The following is a 20,327-nucleotide window of genomic DNA, read 5'->3' on the forward strand; positions in this document are numbered from 1 at the left end:
GACTCCAGGGTCAGGAGAGCAGGTCGTCTACTTGTGCTTCTCCTTCACGGTACCTGCGGGTGATCTCGGCACTGCAATCGTCGGCGGTCCGCTGGAGGGCCTGACGGCACCGCGAGACCTGCTGCTCGTAGCGCACCAGCCGCGCCATCGCGTCGTGCAGCTCCTGGTCCGTACGGGCCGAGAGGTCGGACAGCTCCACCTCGGCGAGCATGTCCTCGGCCAGCTGCCGGTACTCCTCGCGCAGCGGAGTCCCCAAGGTCACGTGCCGGGCCGAGGAGCGGTGCCGGGAGGGCCCGTCGGCGAGGATCTCCGGGAGCCGGTCCAGCACCGGCAGCAGGTCCGCCACCGGCCCGGCGCAGGGCACCGGGGCGGGAGCCTGGGCGGCCGGTGCCGTACGGTGCGCCAGCTCGGCCCGCAGGATGTCGATCCGCCCCTGGAGCAGGCGGCGCACATAGCTCAGGTCCGCCTCCTCCTGCTGCGAGGTGCGGCGCAGTACCCGCAGGTCGGGCAGGCTCAGCGCGGACAGGTCGGGCTGCGGGGCCGGGCGGAAGCGGTCGCGCTGCAGGGGCGTGCGCTGCGCCCCGGCGGGGCCGGACAGGAACAGCCGGCCGTCGTCGTGGGACGTGGCCGCCACGGGTTCCGGTACGGCGCCGGGCAGCGGCCCCTGCGCGGAGTGCGCCGCGGCCGGGTGCACGGCACCGGGCGGGGTCGTACGGGCGGTTGGTACGGGACCGGGGGTGGGCCCCGAGCCGGCAGTGCTCATCGTCTCTTCCGTCCCCTCGGCCGGTGCGACATCAAGGGCAGGTTGCCCCCTTGAAGACGCCTGGTCCGTCTCGCCGGGGGTTCCGGGGGCCGCGCGACCGAGCCGCATATGTCGCGGTGCCTCCGGGAAATGCAGTTACGCACCGGGTGCACGCATCGTGCCACTCTGGGCGGTCCGCGCGCAGGGCCATGGCACCCGAACGGCCCCGGTGGTAATGCGGCTCCCGGGCGCGCGCGGGGGGCGGGCATCATGGCCTGTATGCGAGCTGTGGTGCAGAGAGTGGACGGCGCGAAGGTCGTCGTGGACGGCGAGACGGTCGGCGAGATCGTGGGTGAGGGGCTGTGCGTGCTGGTCGGGGTCACGCACGAGGACACCGCGCACAAGGCGGCGCAGCTCGCCCGCAAGCTGTGGTCCGTGCGCATCCTGCAGGGCGAGAAGTCCTGCTCGGACACGGACGCGCCGCTGCTCGTCATCAGCCAGTTCACTCTCTACGGTGACGCCCGCAAGGGCCGCCGCCCCACCTGGAACGCCGCGGCGCCCGGGCCGGTGGCCGAGCCGCTCGTGGACGAGGTGGTGGCTCAACTGCGCGCGCTGGGGGCGCGGGTGGAGACCGGGCGCTTCGGCGCCGACATGAAGGTGTCGCTGACCAACGACGGGCCGTTCACGGTGCTGGTCGAGGTCTGACCAGTGCCTTGAGCGGGCCTTGAGCGGGATGTGGCAGGGGCCGCGCCGGGCGGCGGCCCCTACGGCGGCTCACGGGTCGCGGTTGCGCTCGTCGCTGGCGAAGAAGAAGCCGAACGCGGCGCTGGCCAGCGCGACGATCGGAGTGAACACCAGGCTCAGCTCGCGGAAGTCGTCGCTCTTGAAGTGCGTCCAGTGGCTGAAGACCAGCGCCAGGCTGGGGATGACCGCGAGGACGCCGACCAGCACCAGCAGACCCCGCGCGAGGGTGCGCCGGGTCTCGTTCATGTGCTCCTGCTTGCTGAACTTCAGCCACTCGTCGGTCGCCAGCCCCTGCGCGGACGGGAGGACGTTCTCGACCAGCTCCGCCGGAACGGCGGGCGGGGCGGGAGCGCTGTTGCCGTCCGTGGTGGCGGCGGGCCGCAGGAACTCGACGCTCAGCCCCTCGCCGGGCGGCGGATCGTGCTCGATCAGTGCGTCGGGCCCCTCCGGCGGGCCGCCGGAGGGGCCGGCCCCGCCGCGGGCTCCGCCCTGATCAGTCATGCCCGTCGCACTCCTGCTGTTCGGGGTCGCAGGGCTGCAGATGCATCGGCGGGCCGATGTGGTGCCAAGGCGCGCGGTCCGGCAAGGGTTCCTCGTCCTCCCGCATCAGGGTGTGGATGCCGCTCAGCCCCGGGTCGGCGTCGTCCGGATCGATCAACTCACCCAGGCCTTCGGGGAGTTCCGGCACGCTGCGGAGCTGATCGGCATTGTGCCACTCGTCGTACGGGCTGATGTAGCCGACCTTGACGTTCCGGCAGACCACCACGGCGCCGCCGGGCTGCGGCACCCGTCGCGCTGTCGTCCGCTCCGCTAACTCGGGAGGCTCGTCGCGTGCAGGGCTCTGGTCGTCCATGCGCAGGTGGCCCCTCCTGTGTTGCTCCGGGGCGCAGATTTCCCGCTGTGGCTCGCGACGGCGGGATACGGAGCGCCCCCCAAGCTCCGCTCGGGGGGCAGCGTACCACGCGCCATGCGCCTGAGTGCAGTATTCTGTCAGTACGCGATGCACATCGGATGTGTATCTGTGACGCACTCGATGCTCATCGCGTGAGGATTTGCTTGACACGGCGTGTGCCGGTCGCCATGATGAATACATCCGTTCCGCCGGGACCGGGCTCGGGAGGTTGGCTTGTGACAGGTCATACGCGCACGCCCTGACCGCTCCTGATGACGTGGGTTGCCGTCCCGGCCGGTACTTCGCTTCGGCGTCTTCGATACGACGCGGCCGAGCTGATACGTGATGACGTGGATGATTCGTGATTCGACTTGAGGGGCCCTGGCATGGCTGAACACCGGACCGAGACGCAGGCCGCCGCCGACAGTGACACTCAGGTCACGCGGCTGAGCGTGAACATCAACGCGGAGACGGCCGCCAAGCTCCGTTGGTACAAGGAGAACAAGGGCATCTCGATCACGGAGACGGTGCGTCGCGCCGTGGCGCTGCTGGATCTTGTGGAGCGCGAGACCGCGAACGGCAACGAGGTGCTGCTCAAGTCCCGTGACGGCAAATCGGTTCGCCAGCTCTGGCTGGTGTGAACCGCACTTTTTCGTGTCCGCGGCCGGCTCGGGGCTCAGCCCGGAGCCGGCCTGCGCATGGGCGCCGGCCGCACCGGCCGGGATCATCGGTTGTTCATCCGCCCGTGCTCTCGCTCAGGGCTCGACGACGACTTCCTGGGCCGCCGCGGTGCCGTCCGCGATCAGCTGCGCGTCCAGCGGCACATTGCGCTTGACGAGCGCCAGCGCGATCGGCCCCAGCTCGTGGTGGCGGGCCGAAGTGGTCACGAACCCCAGCTGGCGGCCCTCCTCGCCGTCCGAGGCCAGCCGTACGGGCGCCCCGTGGGCGGGCAGCTTGACCTCGCTGCCGTCCAGGTGCAGAAAGACCAGCCGGCGCGGTGGCTTGCCCAGGTTCTGCACCCGGGCGACGGTCTCCTGGCCGCGGTAGCAGCCCTTTTGCAGATGGACGGCGGTGCCCAGCCAGCCCAGCTCGTGCGGGATGGTGCGGTGGTCGGTCTCCAGGCCCAGGCGCGGGCGGTGCGCCTCCACGCGCAGCGCCTCCAGGGCCAGTACGCCGACGGCCGGGCCGTGTGCGGCGGCGAAGGACTCCAGCGAGGCGCGCGGCAGGAACAGGTCGCGGCCGTGCGGGGTCTCCCGTACGACCGAACCCTGGGGCGCCTCGGTGATCGACCCGGCGGGCAGATGCACGACGGCGAAGTCCTCGGTGCGGTCGGCCACTTCGACCCGGTAGAAGAACTTCATGCTCTCCAGGTAGGAGATCAGCGCTTCCTGGTCGCCCGGCTCGGTGTGCAGCCAGGTCGTCTCCCCGTCGTCGACCAGGTAGAGCGCGTGCTCGATGTGGCCGTTGGCGGAGAGGATCAGCGCTTCGGTGGCCTGGCCCGGCGGCAGGTCGCTGACGTGCTGGGTGATGAGCAGGTGCAGCCAGCTGAGGCGTTCGGGACCGCTGACGGCGATGACGCCGCGGTGCGAGAGGTCCACGAAGCCCGAGCCGTCGGCAAGGGTGCGCTGCTCGCGGAAGAGGTCGCCGTAATGCGCGGCCACGCCTTCGTCGGGCGCCTCGGCGGGGACGGCACCAGGCAGCGACAGCAGGGGACTGGCAGAGGAATGTCGCAGCATGATCCCCAGCCTACGACTCGGCGCCCGGAGCCTGTTGTGTCCTGCCGCACTTCCCGCACCGGCCGAAGATCGCGAAGTGCTTCAGGTCGGTGTCGAAGTCGAAGCGCTCGCGCAGCATCGCCGTGAACGGCTCGGCCACCGACAGATCGGCCTCGATGACTTCCGTGCAGTCCCGGCACACCAGGTGGATGTGGTGGTGCCGGTCGGCGAGGTGGTAGGTGGGGGCGCCGTGCCCGAGGTGGGCATGGCTGACCAGGCCCAGCTCCTCCAGCAGCTCCAGCGTGCGGTAGACGGTGGAGATGTTCACACCGCCCGCCGTCTTGCGGACCTCGGTGAGGATGTCGTCGGGCGTCGCGTGTTCGAGCCGGTCCACGGCCTCCAGCACGAGCTGGCGCTGAGGGGTCAGGCGGTACCCGCGCTTGCGTAGGTCGCTTTGCCAGTCGGTGGTCACCACGCTCCCAGTGTAGGAGGGCGCGGCGCCGCGGGAGGCCCGTCGGAGCGCCGGGCCCCGGCGGCGGGGGAGCGCGCGGGCGCTCAGCCGGTGCGTACCTTCTTCAGGTACGCGGCCAGGGAGGCGATGGCCGCGGGGTTGCGGGGGCTCTCCACGAGGTCGGCGTAGTCCAGCACGAAGATCCGGTCGTTCTTGATCGCGGAGACGTTGGCGAGCGGCCCGTAGGACTTCAGGAACGCCTTCTTCTGCTCGGCGCTGGTGTCGCCGTAGTCGTTGATCACGATGACCTCGGGGTCGCGCTCGACGACGGACTCCCAGCCCACCGTCGTCCAGGAGTCCTTGAGGTCCTTCATGACGTGGTCGCCGCCGGCCTTGGTGATGATGTCGTGCGGCCCGGCGTAGCGGCCCGAGGTCATGGGCTTGTCGCGGCCGTCGTCGTAGAGGAAGACCGAGGGCCGCTTGCCGTCCTTGGGCACCTGCGCCTGCGCGTCGGCCACCTGCTGCTTGTACTTCTTGATCAGCGCGGTGGCCCGGTCCTCGACGTCGAAGATCTTCCCCAGGGTCTCCAGGTCGGTGTAGAGCGCCTCCAGGGGCGGCATCACCCCGCGGGAGGAGGCGCTGGTGCCGTTGCGGCAGGACTCGGTCAGCACGTAACTGCCGATGCCGAGCTTCTTCAGGGAGGCCGGGGTGACGTTGTTGTCCTCGCCGAAGCCGTAGTTCCAGCCCGCGAAGACCAGGTCGGCCTTGGCGTCCAGGGCGATCTCCTTGCTGATCGGCTTCTTGGACAGCCAGGGCACCTTGTCGTAGGCCGTGCGCCAGGCCACGGCGTCGATGCGGCCCCGGTACTCGGGCATGACATAGCCCGCCATGTGGTCCTGAAGGCCCAGCGCGAACATGATGTCGGCGATGCCCACGTCGTTGGTGACCACCCGCTTCGGGGCCTTGTCGTACGTCGTCCTCACCCCGCAGTTCTCGATGGTGACGGGGTAGTGCCCGGCGGCCTCGGCGGGCGCGTCCTCGGCGGCGACCTTGGCGCCGCAGCCGGTGAGGGCGGCGAGGGCGAGGGTGGTGAGTGCGGCGGTGGTACGGCGGAGCATGACAGGCGGTCCTCTTAGGGGTTCAGGCGGTCGAACAGCAGCTGTACGGCGCCGGTTTCGGGGTGCGGGACGCGGTGCGCGCGCACCCGGAAGACCTCGGCGAGCAGGTCGGGGGTCAGCACGTCGTACGGGGCGCCGCCGGCGACGATGCGGCCGCCGGCGATGACGTACAGGTCGTCGCAGTGCAAGGCGGCCAGGTTCAGGTCGTGCAGCGCCGTCAGGACGGTCAGCCCGCCCTCGGGCCCGGTGCGCCCCCAGCCCCGTACCAGGGAGAGCACCTCCAACTGCTGGGCGATGTCCAGGTGGTTGGTGGGCTCGTCCAGGACGAGGACCCGCGGCTGCTGGGCCAGTGCGCGGGCGATCAGCACCCGCTGCTTCTCGCCGCCGGACAGGCTCAGGAAGCCGCGCGCGGCCAGGTGTCCCGCGCCGACCTTCGCCAGCACCTCGGAGCACAGCGCCTCGTCCGCCGCGCTCGGCCGCCCGCTGGCGCGCTGGTGCGGCAGCCGACCCATGGCCACGACCTCGGTGACGGTGAAGTCGAACTCGGTGGTGGCCTCCTGGGGCAGCGCTGCCAGCAGCCGCGCGCCCTCGCGGGCCGTCATGGCGTGCAGGTCCGCGCCGTCCAGACGCACCGCGCCCGCGGCCGGGCGCAGCGCCCGGTAGACGCAGCGCAGCAGGGTGGACTTGCCGCTGCCGTTGGGCCCGACCAGCCCGACGACCCGGCCGCTGCCGGCCCGCAGGGTGATGTCCCGTACGAGCCGGGCGCCCGCCACGTCCACGGACAGGTCGTCGACGGTGAGGTCCATTACTTGCTCCCTCCGAAGCTGTAGCCGCGCCGCCGCATCAGCAGGATGAAGCAGGGCACGCCGACGACGGCGGTGATGGCGCCCACCGGGAGTTCGGCGGGGGCCAGCAGGACGCGGGAGAGGATGTCCACCCACACCAGCAGGACGGCGCCCAGCAGCGGGGCGATCGCCAGTACCCGGCGGTGGTCGGCGCCGACCAGCATGCGGGCGACGTGCGGCACCATCAGGCCGACGAAGCCGATCGCGCCGCTGACGGCGACCACGGCGCCGGTGACGGCCGCGGAGACCACGAACAGCTCGCGGCGCAGCCGCTGCGGGTCGACGCCGAGCGCGGCGGCGGTCTCGTCGCCCATGGCCAGGGCGTTGAGGCGGCCCGCGGACAGCAGGAGGTGGACCAGTGCGCCGGCGACCGCGGCGGCGGCGATCGGCACCGAGGCCCAGCCGGCCCCGCTCAGGCTGCCCAGCAGCCACATCATGGCCGAGCGGGCGGCCTCGCCGCGGTCGGCGGCGAAGACCATCAGCGTGGTGATGGCGGAGAAGCCGTAGTACATCGCGGTGCCGGTCAGGACCAGGCGCAGCGGGGTCAGGCCGTGGGCGGTGCGGGCCGCGGCGTAGATCAGCGCCATGGCGATCAGGGCCGAGGCGAAGGCGGAGGCGGACAGCGCCCACACGCCCAGGGCGCCGAGCGCGCCGAAGAGCATCACGGCGTTGGCGCCGACGGCCGCGCCCGAGGAGATGCCGAGCACGAAGGGGTCGGCGAGCGCGTTGCGCACCAGGGCCTGGACGGCGACGCCGATGGCGGACAGCCCGGCGCCGACGACGGCGGCCAGGACGGCGCGCGGGAAGCGCAGTTCCCACACGATGGTGTAGGCGGAGACCTCGTCCGCCGCGATGGCGGAGCCGGTCAGCCCGGCCTTGAGGAAGCCCAGCACCTCGCCCCAGGTCAGGCCGGAGGAGCCCAGCCCCACGCCGCAGACCAGGGAGATCAGCAGGGCCAGCGCGAGCGCGGCCACCAGGGGCGGTACGGGCAGCCGCCGCGCGGGCGGCCGGGCGCCGCCGGGCGCATCGGCCGCTTCGGGGTCGCCGGGTGTGGCCTGGGTGGATATCGCCACGGGGCGGTCCGCCTTCGGCTCGGGCCGCCGGTCTGCGTACAGGAGCGGCGCGAGGAGGCGACGGCGTCCCCTCGCAGTCCGCGGCGAGTTGGTCAGGAGCGCACGCCGCCGCGGGTGATCGGGCTCGCGGCCCCCGAGGCCTGTCTCCGGGGGCCGTCCACCGTTGCGGGTCAGCGCCGGATTCTCACCGGACTTCCCCCGCGGGGCGCGTATGAAGCTGTGTACGGGGCCGGGGCAAGACCCCGGCCGGGGCGGCTCAGCCCTGGTAGGGGGTGCCGTCCGGGTTGAAGAAGGAGACGCCGTCCGGGGTGTCCTCCGGAAGGTTCTGCGCCCACTCCTGCAGGTCGTGAACCTTCTTCAGGTGCGCGGACATGTACGGGCGCAGCGGCACCTCGGGGGTGGCCTTCTCGCCGACCCACATCAGGTCGCTGTTGACGTAGCCGTACAGCCGCTTGCCGCCGCTGTAGGGGCCCGAGGCGGCGGTGCGCGCCACGGCGTCGGTGGCCAGGTCGATCTGCGGCTTCTGGTCGGCCAGCTCGCCGTACCAGACCTCCGCGATGCCGCCGTCACGGATCATGACGACCTCGACCTTGCGGTCCTTGTCGATGCGCCAGAAGCCGGACTCGGTCTCCAGCGGGCGGACCTTCTTGCCCTCGCCGTCGAGCACCCAGCTGTGCGAGGTGTACTCGAGGAAGTCGCGGCCGTCGTGGGTGAAGGTGACTTCCTGGCCGAAGTTGCACTTCTCGGTGCCCGGGAAGTCCGCGACGCCGGCGCCCTCCCACTTGCCGAGGAGGAAGACGAGGGGCACGAGGGACGGGTTCAGGTCGGACGGGATCTCGATCATGAGCTCAGGCGATCTTTAGAGGGCGGAGGGTGTGGGGAGGGCGCGGTCTCAGCGCTGGCCCTGGTACAGCTTCTTCCAGGTCAGGCCGGCAAAAGCGACGACGGCGACGCCGACCAGGACGAGCAGGGTGGTGAAGACTGCCTCAAGCACGAGCGCGCTCCTCGGACGGAGTGAGGTATTACGGACCGGGAGCGAGTCTAGTCGGCGGGGGTGGCGGCGGCGCTGTGAGGTGTGCCGCGCCCGGGTCCGGCGGCCCCGGAGCCGCTCTAGAGTGCAGCCATGGCGAAGAAGCTCGTGATCAAGGTGACGGCGGGCGCGGACGCGCCCGAGCGGTGCTCGCAGGCGTTCACGGTGGCGGCGGTGGCCGTGGCCAGCGGGGTGGAGGTCTCCCTGTGGCTGACGGGGGAGTCCGCGTGGTTCGCGCTGCCGGGGCGGGCGGCCGAGTTCGAGCTGCCGCACGCGGCGCCGCTGCCGGATCTGATCGACGGCATCACGGCGGGCGGCGGCACGATCACGGTGTGCACGCAGTGCGCGGCCCGCCGGGACATCGAGGAGAAGGATCTGATCGAGGGCGCGCGGATCGCCGGGGCGCAGGTCTTCGTCAGCGAGGCCATGGCCGACGGGGTGCAGGCGCTGGTCTACTGACCGCCCGCTCTCAGCGGGGGCGGTGGTCGTCCAGCTCGCGCCACCAGCGGTCGGACTCGGGGTCGCCGGACTCGTCCCACCAGCGCTCGCCGGGCTCGCGGCGGTTGGCGACGACCGCCGCGACGGGCGGGATGACCATGGCGATTACGCACATCGCCACGGCGGCGGGCACGGACCAGATCCGCACGACGCCCCAGGCCAGGACGAACAGCCCGATGCACAGCGCCATCATGGCGAAGTACCAGCGGTGACGGCGGTGCGCTGCGGGCCCGCTGCGGTGCGCGTACATAAGTCCACGGTAAGTCCGCCACCCCGCACAGCAGAAGGGCCGCACCCCCGGCCAAGGCGTCCAACCCCCTGGGGTGCGGCCCTCCGGCCGTACAGAAGCCGTGTCCCGGACAGGTCGCGTCCTGGAAGCTGAGTCCCGGACGGCCGTGTCTCAGACGGCGATGGCGACCTCCGCCAGGCCGCCCTGCTGGGCGACGACGGTGCGGTCCGCGGTGCCGCCGGGCACCAGCGCGCGCAGCGTCCAGGTGCCCTCGGCCGCGTAGAAGCGGAACTGTCCGGTCGCGGAGGTGGGGACCTCGGCGGTGAACTCGCCGGTGCTGTCCAGGAGTCGGACGTACCCGGTGACGGGCTCGCCGTCGCGGGTCACGCTGCCCTGGATGGTCGTCTCACCCGGCTTGATCGTCGAGGCGTCGGGGCCGCCTGCCTGTGCTCCACACATAGGGGTACTTCCTTGGGGTTCGGGGGAGGGGAAGCGAACGGGCCGCTGGGACTACTTGGCCGCGCCCAGCTCGATCGGGACGCCGACCAGGGAGCCGTACTCGGTCCAGGAGCCGTCGTAGTTCTTGACGTTGGTCTGGCCGAGCAGCTCGTGCAGCACGAACCAGGTCAGCGCGGAGCGCTCGCCGATGCGGCAGTAGGCGATGGTGTCCTTGGCCAGGTCGACCGACTCCTGCTCGTACAGCGCCTTGAGCTCGTCGTCGGACTTGAAGGTGCCGTCGTCGTTGGCGTTCTTGGACCAGGGGATGTTGCGGGCGCTGGGCACGTGGCCGGGGCGCTGCGACTGCTCCTGGGGGAGGTGCGCCGGGGCGAGCAGCTTGCCGCTGAACTCGTCGGGGGAGCGGACGTCGACCAGGTTGAGGGTGCCGATCGCGGCCACGACGTCGTCGCGGAAGGCGCGGATGGCGGTGTTCTGGGCCTTGGCCTTGTAGTCGGTGGCCGGGCGCCGGGGCACCTGGTCGCCGTCTACCAGGTCGCGGGAGTCCAGCTCCCACTTCTTGCGGCCGCCGTCCAGGAGCTTGACGCTGCCGTGGCCGTAGAGCTTGAAGTACCAGTAGGCGTACGACGCGAACCAGTTGTTGTTGCCGCCGTAGAGGACGACGGTGTCGTCGTTGGCGATGCCCTTGGCGGAGAGCAGCTTCTCGAAGCCCTCCTGGTCGACGAAGTCGCGGCGCACCGGGTCCTGGAGGTCCTTCTTCCAGTCGATGCGCACCGCGTTCTTGATGTGGTTCTTGTCGTAGGCCGAGGTGTCCTCGTCCACCTCGACGATGACCACCTTGGGGTCGTCGATGTGGGCCTCGACCCAGTCGGCGTCCACGAGGACGTCGCTACGGCTCATGTTCTTCTCCTCCGGGGCAGTTGCGGACTTGCACGCGTACGCCGGTGCGCGCGGCGGCTGGGGAGGTGCGCGCGGCGCTGTGCGGGTGGGGCGGGATGGCGCGAGGGGCCTCAAGGGGCCGGAAAAGGACGGGAGTTGAGCTGTCCCGTCAGGCAGCGCGACAGAGCATGGCGGCGACGCGGCACAGGTCGACTGCCCGCCGCTTCGTGAGATCCGCCTGTTGCCTCATGGGTCCGATCGTAGGGACGGACCGTCGGGCGTGTCACCGGTGTGTTGAATGGTGAGACGCATTCGTCCGGGATGTGGGATGCGAGAGAGGCCGGAGGGCGTACGGGCCGGGGGCGGGGCGGCGCCGGGAGGCAGGCGTCTGGGGTGCGGACGGTGCTGTCTCAGCGTACGGACGGCGGTGCGGCCTTCAGAGGCGTCGCAGGTCAGCCCCGGGCCGTACGGCCCCGGTCAGCCCTTGAGCCGTACGTCCTTGCCGGTGGCCGAGATCGAGATGCCGTCGGGTGTGGTCTCGACCCGGTCCAGCTTGAGATTGCCGGGCAGCTGGGAGAGCTTCCAGTCGTGGTCGGTCTGCGCGCGCACCTGCGACTCGCAGCCGGGCAGGGCCGAGCACAGCGCGGGGACCTTGTCGGCGCGCAGCCGGACCGTGTCGCCGTTGACGGTGCTGACCGTGCCGGTGACCTCCAGCGACTTCAGCAGCTCGACGGCCGGGGTGATCTTGACCTGGCTGCGGCCGTTCTTCTCGCCCGCATAGCTGACCTGGACGTTGCGGCCCGAGGCCTTGGTCAGGTCGGCGTAGCTCAGGCGGGCGCTGCCGGTGGCGCTGGCCGCGCTCTCGATGGAGGAGAAGTCGCTGGTCAGCTTGACGTCGTGGAACTGTGCCGTCAGCTTCTCGATGCGCAGGGTGTGCCCCTCGGCGCTGGCCTGGACCCCGCCCAGCTCGGCGTCGACCTCGTCCAGCGAGCGGCTCGCGACCTGGGTCAGGAAGGGGAAGCCCTTGATGGAGACCTCGGGGGTTTGGTCGAGCCCCTGGCTGCTGCGGATCTTGTCCGCGGCCTTGTCCTCGGCGATGTTCACCGCGACGCGGTCGGCGACCACGAACAGGGCGCCGAATATGACGACGACGAACAACAGCACTCGTAGAGCGCGCATAGAACCACTTCCCCACAGGGCCGGTTCCCGGCCGCTTCCGCTTTCCGCTTGCCTCTTGGTTGGACGCCGATTTGGGGGGCTCGGTTTTCTCCGGTCCCGGATTTTCCTATTACGGCCGGTCCGGCCACCCGCCCTCTCGTACGGGCCCAGCGTCCGTGAGCCTAACCGGAGGCGGGCGCCGCACTCCGCCCCGTACGGATGGAAACATCACATCCGTACGGAGCGGAGTGGCGGTCGGCCGCGGGCCGTCTGCGACGCATGCCGATACGGCCCCGCGCCCCTGAGGGGCGCCCCCTCATGGGGCGCCGCTCAGCCGAGCGCGCGCCCGAGGACGTACACCGCCGGGGCGGCCAGGGCCAGGGGGAGGGCGACGCCCGCCGTCATGTGCACAAAGCGGGACGGGTAGTCGTAGCTGGCCACCCGCAGGCCGATCAGCGCGCAGGCGCCGGCCGCCAGGCCCAGAAGCGCGCCGGAGGCCCCCAGGTCGGTGAGCTGTCCTGCCGCGATGCCCGCGCCGGTGGCGGCCAGCAGCGCGACCACGACGGAGGCGGCGGAGGGCAGCGGCAGGGCGCGGGCGAGGGCCGCCACGGCCACACCGGCGGCGCCGACCACCACCGCGTCGGCGTCGGCGGCCAGCTGCCCGGCGGCCAGGACCGTCAGGGCGGTGGAGGCCAGGCCCGCGGTCAGCGCGTACATCCGCTCGTCCGCGCTGCTGCGGTTGCGCAGCTGCAGGACCAGGACGAACAGGCACCACACGCCCAGCGTGCCGATGGCGACGACCGGCGCGCTCTCGCGGTCGGTGGCCAGCAGCGCGATGTCGGCGGTCAGGCCCGCGAGGAAGGCCAGCGCGATGCCCTGGCGGGCGGGCCACATGCCGTTGAGGCGGAACCAGCCGGCCGCCGTGACGGCCTGCAGCAGCGCCACCGGGACGGCCAGTACCGGGCGGGCCAGCGGCGCGGTGAGCGCGAGCAGCAGCGCCAGGACGGCGGTGAGCGCGGCGGGCTTGAAGCCCGGCGGGATGATCGGCGAGCGGCCCTCGGCGCGGGCGCGCTGGTTGGGCGCCAGCCGCGACAGGTCGACGGGGGCCTCGGGGCGGCTGCCGGTGTCCGAGGGGGCGGGTGCGGGGGTCGCGGCGGGCTCCTGGGGTGCGGGGGCGGGCCGGGGGGCGGCCTGCTGGGGCGGGAGGTAGGCGGTCTCGGCGGCGTCGGAGCCCATCTCCGGCTCCCGGATCGCCGCCTGGACGCTGGTGTCCCAGGTCGGCGCGCTCCAGATCTGGGTCTGGGGGCCGTCGTCCTGGGGGGCGGGGGTGTGCGGCGCGCGGTGGTCGGCCGGGGGCTGCTGCTGGCCGTCCTGCGGGTAGCCGTAGCCGTCCTGGCGGCCGGGCTGCCCGGCGGTGGGCCAGGACACCGGGCCCGGGGCGTGGTGCTGCTGGCGCTGGGCCTGCGGCTGGTGCTGCTGGGCCTGAGGCTGGTGCTGCTGCTGGGCGTACGGGTCGTAGGCCTGGCGCTCGTGCGTCGGCTGCCCCGGCAGGTGTCCGTGGGCCGCCGGGTGCGGCGCCTGCTGCCCGTACGAGGGCTCGCCGTACGCCTGTTGTGCGTACGGCTCCCCGCCGTAGGAGCCCTGACCGTACGCATCCTGTCCGTAGGAGCCCGGCCCCTGCGGCGAGGCCGCGGGCAGGTCCTGGTGCTGCGCCTGGCCGTAGTGCTGCTGGTCGTAGGGCTCGTACGGGCCCGGCTGCCCTTCGTAGGGCTGGTGCGGATCGTAGGGATCGCGCGGTTGGCTGTTGCTCATGGTCTTGGGATCACCCTCCTGCGAACGGCGGGAGGACCTCGACCGTGCCGCCCTCGGCCAGCCGCACACTCGCGTGGTCGCGGGTGCCGACCGGGTCGCCGTCCACCAGGAACGAGCAGCGCAGCAGGACGCGGGCGAACTCCGGGTTCGCCGCGTGTGCCGCGCGGGCCAGCTCCAGCGCCTCGGCGAGCGTCGCCGCCGCGTACGGCTCCTCGGCCGTACCGGCGGCGGCCTTGGCCGCTGCCCAGTAGCGCACGGTGCCGGTTACGGTGCCAGTGGTTGTCACGGCTCCCTCTTCTCCGTCGTTGCCGCCCTCCATGATGGCGCACGCCGTGGACGCCCAGGTTCCGTCCGTTTCCGGGCAAGTTCTGGCAAAGCCTGCCGGGACGACCCCGTACGGCCGGGGATATTCGATTGCCGTCCGAAACTGCTCGCATAGGCTCGACAGGTGTTGGTCCGACTCGCGCGGGCGCATCTTCGGCCCCATAGGCGCTCCATATCCCTGATCGTGCTGCTGCAGCTGATACAGACGCTGGCCACGCTGTATCTGCCCACCCTCAACGCCGACATCATCGACAGCGGGGTGGTGAAGGGCGACACCGGATACATCCTGCGCATGGGCGGCTTCATGGTCGCCGTCACCCTCCTCCAGGTCGCCTGCGCCATCGGCGCCGTCTACTTCGGGGCCCGTACGGCCATGGCGCTGGGGCGCGACATCCGCCTCGCCGTCTTCGACCGGGTCCAGTCCTTCTCCTCCCGCGAGATGGGCAAGTTCGGCGCCCCCTCGCTGATCACCCGCACCACCAATGACGTCCAGCAGGTCCAGATGCTGGTGCTGATGACGTTCACGATGATGGTCGCGGCGCCGATCATGTGCGTGGGCGGCGCGGTGATGGCGCTCAACCAGGATGTGCCGCTCTCCGGGCTGCTGCTGGTCATCGTCCCGCTGCTCGGCATCTTCGTCTCGCTCATCATCCGTCAGATGCGCCCGCTCTTCCGCGGGGTCCAGGAGCGCATCGACACCGTCAACCGCGTGCTGCGCGAGCAGATCACCGGCATCCGCGTCATCCGCGCCTTCGTGCGCGACCGGCACGAGCGGGAGCGCTTCAAGGGCGCCAACACCGACCTCTTCGACATCTCCGTGCGCGCCGGGCGCCTGATGTCGACGATGTTCCCGCTGGTCATGCTGATCGTGAACCTCTCCAGCGTGGCCGTGGTGTGGTTCGGCGGATTCCGTATCGACAGCGGCGGGATGCAGATCGGCGCGCTGACGGCGTTCCTGAGCTACCTGATGTACATCTTCATGTCGATCATGATGGCGACGTTCATGGTCATGATGCTGCCGCGGGCCGAGGTGTGCGCCGAGCGCATCCAGGAGGTGCTCGGCACCGACACCAGCGTCACCCCGCCCGCCGACCCCGTCACCGAGCTGCGCCGGCACGGCGAACTGGAGCTGCGCGGCGTGGAGTTCCGCTTCCCCGGCGCCGAGGAGCCGGTCCTGAAGGACATCTCCTTCCTGGCCAGGCCCGGCGAGACGACCGCCGTCATCGGCTCCACCGGCAGCGGCAAGTCCACCCTCCTCGGGCTCGTACCGCGGCTGTTCGACGCCACCGGCGGCACGGTGCTGGTCAACGGCGAGGACGTACGCGACCTGGCGCCCGAGACGCTGGCCTCGGTCGTCGGGTTCGTGCCGCAGAAGCCGTACCTCTTCTCCGGGACGGTGGCCAGCAATCTGCGCTACGGCAACCCGCAGGCCAGCGACGAGGAGCTGTGGCACGCGCTGCGCACCGCGCAGGCGAGCGACTTCGTCGAGCGGATGGAGGGCGGGCTGCAGGCGCCCGTCGCGCAGGGCGGCGGCAATGTCTCCGGCGGGCAGCGCCAACGCCTGGCCATCGCGCGGGCGTTGGTGTGCCGGCCGGAGATCTACCTCTTCGACGACTCCTTCTCGGCGCTGGACTACGCCACCGACGCCGCGCTGCGCGCCGCGCTCGCCCAGGAGACGGAGCGGGCGACCGTGGTGATCGTCGCGCAGCGGGTCTCCACCATCCGCGGCGCCGACCGGATCGTGGTCCTGGACGAGGGCCGGGTGGTGGGCATGGGTACGCACACCGAGCTGATGGACGGCAACGAGACCTACCGGGAGATCGTGCTCTCCCAGCTCACCGAGCAGGAGGCGGCGTGACCACCGCGGACAAGGGCGCGAGCCTGGAGAAGGGCGCGGGGCCGGAGGACGGCGTGGCCGCGGCCCCGCAGCGCAGGGGCCCGGCGCCGGCCGCCGGCCCGGCGCGCTTCATGGGCGGCCAGCCCACCGAGAAGTCCATGGACTTCAAGGGGTCGGGCAAGCGGCTGCTGCGGCAGATGCGGCCGGAGCGCGGGATCATCACCCTCGCGCTGGTGTTCAGCGTGCTCAGCGGCGCGCTGATGGTGCTGGGGCCCAAAGTCCTCGGCCACGCCACCGACTTGATCATGTCGGGCGTCATCGGGCGGCAGCTGCCCGAGGGCCTGTCCAAGGCCGAGGCCATCGCCCATCTGCGCCAGGACGGGCAGGGCGGGCTGGCCGACATGCTCGGCGCGATGCCCGTCGTGCCGGGCCAGGGCATCGACTTCGGCGCGGTGGGCACCGTACTGATGTGGGTGCTGGCCATCTACGTCGGCGGTTCGCTCTTCGGCCTGCTGCAGGCCCGGATCGCCACCGTGGTCGTGCAGCGCGCCGTCTTCCGGCTGCGCGAGCAGGTGGAGGAGAAGATCGGCCGGCTGCCGCTGAGCTACTTCGACAAGCAGCAGCGCGGCGAGGTGCTCTCGCGGGCCACCAACGACATCGACAACGTCCAGCAGACGCTCCAGCAGACCCTCAGCCAGATCGTCACCTCGCTGCTGACGATCCTGGGCGTGCTGGCGATGATGTTCTGGATATCCCCGCTGCTGGCACTGGTCGCGCTGGTCACCGTGCCGGTGTCGGTGCTGGTCGCCACGAAGATCGGCAAGCGGGCGCAGCCGCAGTTCGTGCAGCAGTGGAAGTCCACCGGCAAGCTCAACGCGCACGTCGAGGAGATGTACACCGGACACGCGCTGGTGAAGGTCTTCGGGCGGCAGAAGGAGTCCGCCGAGGCCTTCCGCGAGCAGAACGAGGCGCTGTACCGGGCGGGCTTCAAGGCCCAGTTCATCTCCGGGATCATCCAGCCCGCGATGATGTTCATCGGCAACCTCAACTACGTACTGGTGGCCGTGGTCGGCGGGCTGCGGGTCGCCTCCGGCTCCCTGTCCATCGGTGACGTACAGGCCTTCATCCAGTACAGCCGCCAGTTCAGCCAGCCGCTCACCCAGGTCGCCTCGATGGCCAACCTGGTGCAGTCCGGCGTCGCCTCGGCCGAGCGGGTCTTCGAGCTGCTGGACGCCGAGGAGCAGGCCCCCGACCCGGTCCGTCCGGCCCGCCCCGAGAACGTCACCGGGCGCGTCGACTTCGAAAAGGTCTCCTTCCGCTACGACGCGGACAAGCCGCTCATCGAGGACCTGTCGCTGTCGGTACGGCCCGGACAGACCGTCGCCATCGTCGGCCCGACCGGCGCGGGCAAGACCACCCTGGTCAACCTGCTCATGCGGTTCTACGAGGTCAGCGGCGGCCGGATCACCCTGGACGGCGTCGACATCGCCGCCATGTCCCGCGAGGAGCTGCGCTCCGGCATCGGCATGGTCCTGCAGGACACCTGGCTCTTCGGCGGCACGATCGCGGAGAACATCGCCTACGGGGCGCCCGAGGGCATCTCGATGGACAAGATCGTCGAGGCGGCGAAGGCCACCCACGTCGACCGGTTCGTACGGACCCTGCCCGACGGCTACGACACCGTCATCGACGAGGAGGGCGACAACGTCTCCGTCGGCGAGAAGCAGCTGATCACCATCGCGCGGGCCTTCCTGGCCGAGCCGGCCATCCTCGTCCTGGACGAGGCCACCAGCTCGGTGGACACCCGCACCGAGGTCCTCATCCAGCACGCGATGGCCCAACTGCGCACCGGCCGCACCAGCTTCGTCATCGCCCACCGCCTGTCCACGATCCGCGACGCCGACGTCATCCTCGTCATGGAATCCGGCTCCATCGTCGAACAGGGCTCCCACGAGGCCCTCCTGGCGGCGGACGGCGCCTACGCCCGCCTGTACGCGGCCCAGTTCGCGGAGGCGGTCGCACCGGCGGAGTGATCCGCCGCGCATTCGGCCTGCCCGCCCCCCCACCCCCGAACCCACCCCCCGCCCCCTCCCCTTTGGGGAGGAGGGGGAGGGGGCGGGGGAGCCGCCCTGGGCTTCCCCTTTGGGGAGGAGGGAGGGGGCGGGGGAGCCGCCCTGGGCCTCCCCTTTGGGGAGGAGGGAAGGGGTGGGGGAGCCGCCCGCGGTGATCCGCCGGGTCACGCGTGGGCGGTGAGCCAGGTGCTGATGCGGGCCAGGAGCTCCGGGGAGGCGGCGTTTTCGGCGTGGCCGAAGCCGGGTTCGAGCCAGAGGGTGGTGGTGGCCGGGTTCGCGGCGGCGGCGAGCATGTGGGGGTGGTCCACGGGGAAGTAGGGGTCGCGGTCGCCGTGGACGATCAAGAGGGGGGTGGGGGCGATGGCGGGGACGGCGGCCACGGGGGAGAGGGGGACGGGGTTCCAGTCCTCGGGGTGGATACGGGTGTGCAGGCCGAGGCGGGAGACGAGGCGGCCGGTGGGGCGGGTGACGACCCAGTGGAGCCGTCGCATGGGGGCGGTGCCGCGGTAGAACCACCGGGCCGGGGCGCTGACGGAGGCCACCGCGTCGGTGTGCGCATCGGTGCGCCCCCTGTGCTCCCCTCCGTACAGGGCGGCGTGCCGCAGCACCACCGAGCCGCCCATGGAGAAGCCGACGGTCGCCACCCGGCGGTGGCCCAGGGCGCGCGCCCAGCGGACGGCGGCGGCCAGGTCCAGGATCTCGCGGTCGCCGACCGTGGAGCGCCCGCCCGAGCCGCCGTGCCCCCGGAAGGAGAACGTGATCACGGCCGCACGCTGGGCGAACACGCCCGCGGCGCGGCGTATCGCGGGGCGCTGCAGGGAGCCGGTGAAGCCGTGCGCGAGGACGACGGCGAGCTGGTCGCGCGGGGCGGTGAGCGGGCCGGGCGCGGGCTGGTAGAGCGCCTCGACGGGGACTTCGTCGTCCGTCAACAGCGTCGCTCGATGGCCACTCGAAGTGATCGACGGAACACAGGAGTGTGCAAAGTCGGCCTCGGGTCCGGAAGTCATGTGGGCTATTCTGCTGGGCAAGAAGGATCCGGGCAGCGTTGCCCCCGGGTCCTTTTGTGCTTTCGGCCGCGTCGTGCGCGGATGAGCGCGAGCGTGCTCCGGGGCGCCTTCGGGCGCGCGGGGGCTCGTGACCGTATGAGCACGCCGTGACCGGCATCCGTACGAAGCAGTGCCGCTACGCCTCCACAGCCCTCCACGGGCCTGGGGGTACCCCTCCCGCAGGGACCGAGGAGGAACCGACGTAATGGGCCAGCGAAGCGTGCAGGACGACAGTAGGAAACGGACGACCGGGGCGGGTGGTCGGCCCGCGAGCGAGCGCGGCGAGCGAGCCGTCGAAGGGTGCGTTCCGAGCGCATGCCGGGCCTCGCGGAGCGAGGTGCAAGCATGAGTTCGCTGCTCCTGCTGACCAATGCCCTCCAGCCGTCGACGGAGGTGCTGCCCGCGCTCGGCCTGCTGCTGCACAGCGTGCGGGTCGCTCCGGCGGAGGGCCCGGCCCTGGTGGACACCCCCGGGGCCGACGTCATACTGATCGACGGCAGGCGGGACCTCCCGCAGGTGCGGTCGCTGTGCCAGCTGCTGCGTTCCACCGGGCCGGGCTGTCCGCTGGTCCTGGTGGTCACCGAGGGCGGGCTCGCCGCGGTCACCGCGGACTGGGGCATCGACGACGTCCTGCTGGACACCGCGGGCCCCGCGGAGGTCGAGGCGCGGCTGCGCCTGGCGATGGGGCGGCAGCAGATCTCCACGGACGACAGCCCCATGGAGATCCGCAACGGGGACCTGAGCGTCGACGAGGCCACCTACAGCGCCAAGCTCAAGGGCCGGGTGCTGGACCTGACCTTCAAGGAGTTCGAGCTGCTGAAGTACCTCGCGCAGCACCCGGGCCGGGTCTTCACCCGGGCCCAGCTCCTCCAGGAGGTCTGGGGCTACGACTACTTCGGCGGTACGCGCACGGTGGATGTGCACGTACGGCGGCTGCGGGCCAAGCTCGGGCCCGAGCACGAGTCGCTGATCGGCACGGTCCGCAACGTCGGCTACCGCTTCGTGGTGCCGGAGAAGGTGGAGCGGGCCGCGGAGGAGGCCAAGGAGCAGGCGGTACGCCGGGCCGTGGACCGGGCCGCGCAGAAGCAGGGGTCGGGTACGGGCGGGGAGCAGGCGGCGCTGTCCGCGAGGGCGCCTCACAGTGCGTCCAACGGTGCGTCCCGCAGCGCTTCCAACGGTGCGTCCAGCGGTGCGCCCCGCAGCGCTTCCAACGGCGCGGCCGAGGGTGTTGCGCACGGAACGGCCGGGCGGGCGGACGGACGTACGCCGGGACGGCCCGGACAGGAGTAGGACGGGGCGCCCGGGAGCGCGCTCGGCGGCAGGCGGAGCCGGGCGGCGGACCGGGCGCCGGGGCGGTGCCCGGCGAGCGCCGCGGCCGCTGCCGTGCGGCCCGCTGTGCGACCTGC

General features: G+C 71.8%; 23 protein-coding genes. 6 read left to right on the forward strand and 17 right to left on the reverse strand.

Annotated features, from left to right (window positions below):
• Positions 1–10: 10 nt before the first annotated feature.
• A complete protein-coding gene (locus tag AC4IJH_RS34240) occupies positions 11–763 on the reverse strand; it encodes an RsiG family protein (RefSeq protein WP_490855850.1) in 753 nt (250 codons plus the stop codon).
• Positions 764–1,021: 258 nt separating this feature from the next.
• Here AC4IJH_RS34240 and dtd point away from each other — a divergent pair, with 258 nt between their 5' ends.
• Complete coding sequence (gene dtd, locus AC4IJH_RS34245) at positions 1,022–1,447, forward strand: D-aminoacyl-tRNA deacylase (RefSeq protein ID WP_490855851.1); 426 nt, start codon at positions 1,022–1,024, stop codon at positions 1,445–1,447.
• 69 nt (positions 1,448–1,516) lie between these two features.
• Here the strand turns inward: dtd and AC4IJH_RS34250 are convergent, their stop codons facing one another.
• Positions 1,517–1,987 carry a hypothetical protein gene (locus AC4IJH_RS34250; RefSeq protein ID WP_490855852.1) on the reverse strand — a complete coding sequence of 157 codons (471 nt, stop codon included), beginning with the start codon at positions 1,985–1,987 and terminating at the stop codon, positions 1,517–1,519.
• A complete protein-coding gene (locus AC4IJH_RS34255; protein ID WP_490855853.1) occupies positions 1,980–2,339 on the reverse strand; it encodes a hypothetical protein in 360 nt (119 codons plus the stop codon). Before AC4IJH_RS34255 ends, AC4IJH_RS34250 begins: the two co-directional genes overlap by 8 nt.
• A gap of 425 nt (positions 2,340–2,764) precedes the next feature.
• Between AC4IJH_RS34255 and AC4IJH_RS34260 the strand changes: the two genes are divergently transcribed.
• Positions 2,765–3,019: a ribbon-helix-helix domain-containing protein gene (locus AC4IJH_RS34260; protein WP_490855854.1), complete on the forward strand. Its 255-nt coding sequence runs from the start codon at positions 2,765–2,767 to the stop codon at positions 3,017–3,019.
• Between the two features lie 114 nt (positions 3,020–3,133).
• Here the strand turns inward: AC4IJH_RS34260 and ygfZ are convergent, their stop codons facing one another.
• The 6 genes from ygfZ to AC4IJH_RS34290 all read right to left on the reverse strand — a co-directional run bounded on the left by ygfZ (position 3,134) and on the right by AC4IJH_RS34290 (position 8,424).
• Positions 3,134–4,114 (reverse strand): CAF17-like 4Fe-4S cluster assembly/insertion protein YgfZ, encoded by a 981-nt coding sequence (gene ygfZ / locus AC4IJH_RS34265; protein WP_490855855.1) that lies wholly within the window; start codon positions 4,112–4,114, stop codon positions 3,134–3,136.
• A gap of 10 nt (positions 4,115–4,124) precedes the next feature.
• Entirely contained in the window at positions 4,125–4,568 is a 444-nt protein-coding gene (locus tag AC4IJH_RS34270) for a Fur family transcriptional regulator (RefSeq protein WP_490855856.1), read from the reverse strand.
• An 80-nt stretch (positions 4,569–4,648) separates the two neighbouring features.
• Complete coding sequence (locus AC4IJH_RS34275) at positions 4,649–5,662, reverse strand: ABC transporter substrate-binding protein (protein ID WP_490855857.1); 1,014 nt, start codon at positions 5,660–5,662, stop codon at positions 4,649–4,651.
• Between the two features lie 14 nt (positions 5,663–5,676).
• Positions 5,677–6,468: an ABC transporter ATP-binding protein gene (locus AC4IJH_RS34280; RefSeq protein ID WP_490855858.1), complete on the reverse strand. Its 792-nt coding sequence runs from the start codon at positions 6,466–6,468 to the stop codon at positions 5,677–5,679.
• Complete coding sequence (locus AC4IJH_RS34285) at positions 6,468–7,499, reverse strand: FecCD family ABC transporter permease (protein WP_490855874.1); 1,032 nt, start codon at positions 7,497–7,499, stop codon at positions 6,468–6,470. The genes AC4IJH_RS34280 and AC4IJH_RS34285 overlap by 1 nt, the downstream gene beginning before the upstream one ends.
• A 337-nt stretch (positions 7,500–7,836) precedes the next feature.
• Positions 7,837–8,424 (reverse strand): heme-binding beta-barrel domain-containing protein, encoded by a 588-nt coding sequence (locus AC4IJH_RS34290; protein ID WP_490855859.1) that lies wholly within the window; start codon positions 8,422–8,424, stop codon positions 7,837–7,839.
• Between the two features lie 279 nt (positions 8,425–8,703).
• Between AC4IJH_RS34290 and AC4IJH_RS34295 the strand changes: the two genes are divergently transcribed.
• Positions 8,704–9,069: a DsrE family protein gene (locus tag AC4IJH_RS34295; RefSeq protein ID WP_490855860.1), complete on the forward strand. Its 366-nt coding sequence runs from the start codon at positions 8,704–8,706 to the stop codon at positions 9,067–9,069.
• Positions 9,070–9,079: 10 nt separating this feature from the next.
• On the opposite strand, the gene AC4IJH_RS34300 is transcribed toward AC4IJH_RS34295, so the two are convergent.
• The 7 genes from AC4IJH_RS34300 to AC4IJH_RS34330 all read right to left on the reverse strand — a co-directional run bounded on the left by AC4IJH_RS34300 (position 9,080) and on the right by AC4IJH_RS34330 (position 13,898).
• Positions 9,080–9,358 carry a DUF3099 domain-containing protein gene (locus tag AC4IJH_RS34300; RefSeq protein WP_490855861.1) on the reverse strand — a complete coding sequence of 93 codons (279 nt, stop codon included), beginning with the start codon at positions 9,356–9,358 and terminating at the stop codon, positions 9,080–9,082.
• A gap of 150 nt (positions 9,359–9,508) precedes the next feature.
• Positions 9,509–9,796 carry a DUF1416 domain-containing protein gene (locus AC4IJH_RS34305; protein WP_030085405.1) on the reverse strand — a complete coding sequence of 96 codons (288 nt, stop codon included), beginning with the start codon at positions 9,794–9,796 and terminating at the stop codon, positions 9,509–9,511.
• 51 nt (positions 9,797–9,847) lie between these two features.
• Positions 9,848–10,693: a sulfurtransferase gene (locus AC4IJH_RS34310; protein WP_490855862.1), complete on the reverse strand. Its 846-nt coding sequence runs from the start codon at positions 10,691–10,693 to the stop codon at positions 9,848–9,850.
• Positions 10,694–10,841: 148 nt separating this feature from the next.
• The gene (locus AC4IJH_RS34315; protein ID WP_490855875.1) at positions 10,842–10,922 is read right to left on the reverse strand and encodes a putative leader peptide; all 81 of its coding nucleotides are present in this window, start codon (positions 10,920–10,922) and stop codon (positions 10,842–10,844) included.
• Between the two features lie 227 nt (positions 10,923–11,149).
• Positions 11,150–11,851, reverse strand: coding sequence for an LmeA family phospholipid-binding protein (locus tag AC4IJH_RS34320; RefSeq protein WP_490855863.1), 702 nt, complete (start codon positions 11,849–11,851; stop codon positions 11,150–11,152).
• Positions 11,852–12,160: 309 nt separating this feature from the next.
• Positions 12,161–13,642, reverse strand: coding sequence for a hypothetical protein (locus AC4IJH_RS34325; protein ID WP_490855864.1), 1,482 nt, complete (start codon positions 13,640–13,642; stop codon positions 12,161–12,163).
• A 10-nt stretch (positions 13,643–13,652) separates the two neighbouring features.
• Entirely contained in the window at positions 13,653–13,898 is a 246-nt protein-coding gene (locus AC4IJH_RS34330; protein ID WP_490855876.1) for a MoaD/ThiS family protein, read from the reverse strand.
• Positions 13,899–14,090: 192 nt separating this feature from the next.
• On the opposite strand from AC4IJH_RS34330, the gene AC4IJH_RS34335 reads away from it, so the two are divergent.
• Positions 14,091–15,824: an ABC transporter ATP-binding protein gene (locus tag AC4IJH_RS34335; protein ID WP_490855865.1), complete on the forward strand. Its 1,734-nt coding sequence runs from the start codon at positions 14,091–14,093 to the stop codon at positions 15,822–15,824.
• Between the two features lie 110 nt (positions 15,825–15,934).
• Positions 15,935–17,836: an ABC transporter ATP-binding protein gene (locus AC4IJH_RS34340; RefSeq protein WP_490855877.1), complete on the forward strand. Its 1,902-nt coding sequence runs from the start codon at positions 15,935–15,937 to the stop codon at positions 17,834–17,836.
• A gap of 203 nt (positions 17,837–18,039) precedes the next feature.
• Here the strand turns inward: AC4IJH_RS34340 and AC4IJH_RS34345 are convergent, their stop codons facing one another.
• The gene (locus AC4IJH_RS34345) at positions 18,040–18,882 is read right to left on the reverse strand and encodes an alpha/beta hydrolase family protein (protein ID WP_490855866.1); all 843 of its coding nucleotides are present in this window, start codon (positions 18,880–18,882) and stop codon (positions 18,040–18,042) included.
• 384 nt (positions 18,883–19,266) lie between these two features.
• Here AC4IJH_RS34345 and AC4IJH_RS34350 point away from each other — a divergent pair, with 384 nt between their 5' ends.
• Positions 19,267–20,211, forward strand: a complete 945-nt coding sequence (locus AC4IJH_RS34350; protein ID WP_490855867.1) for a response regulator transcription factor — start codon at positions 19,267–19,269, stop codon at positions 20,209–20,211.
• The last annotated feature ends 116 nt before the right edge of the window (positions 20,212–20,327 follow it).

It is taken from the genome of Streptomyces sp. UF-297 (genome assembly GCF_058245575.1).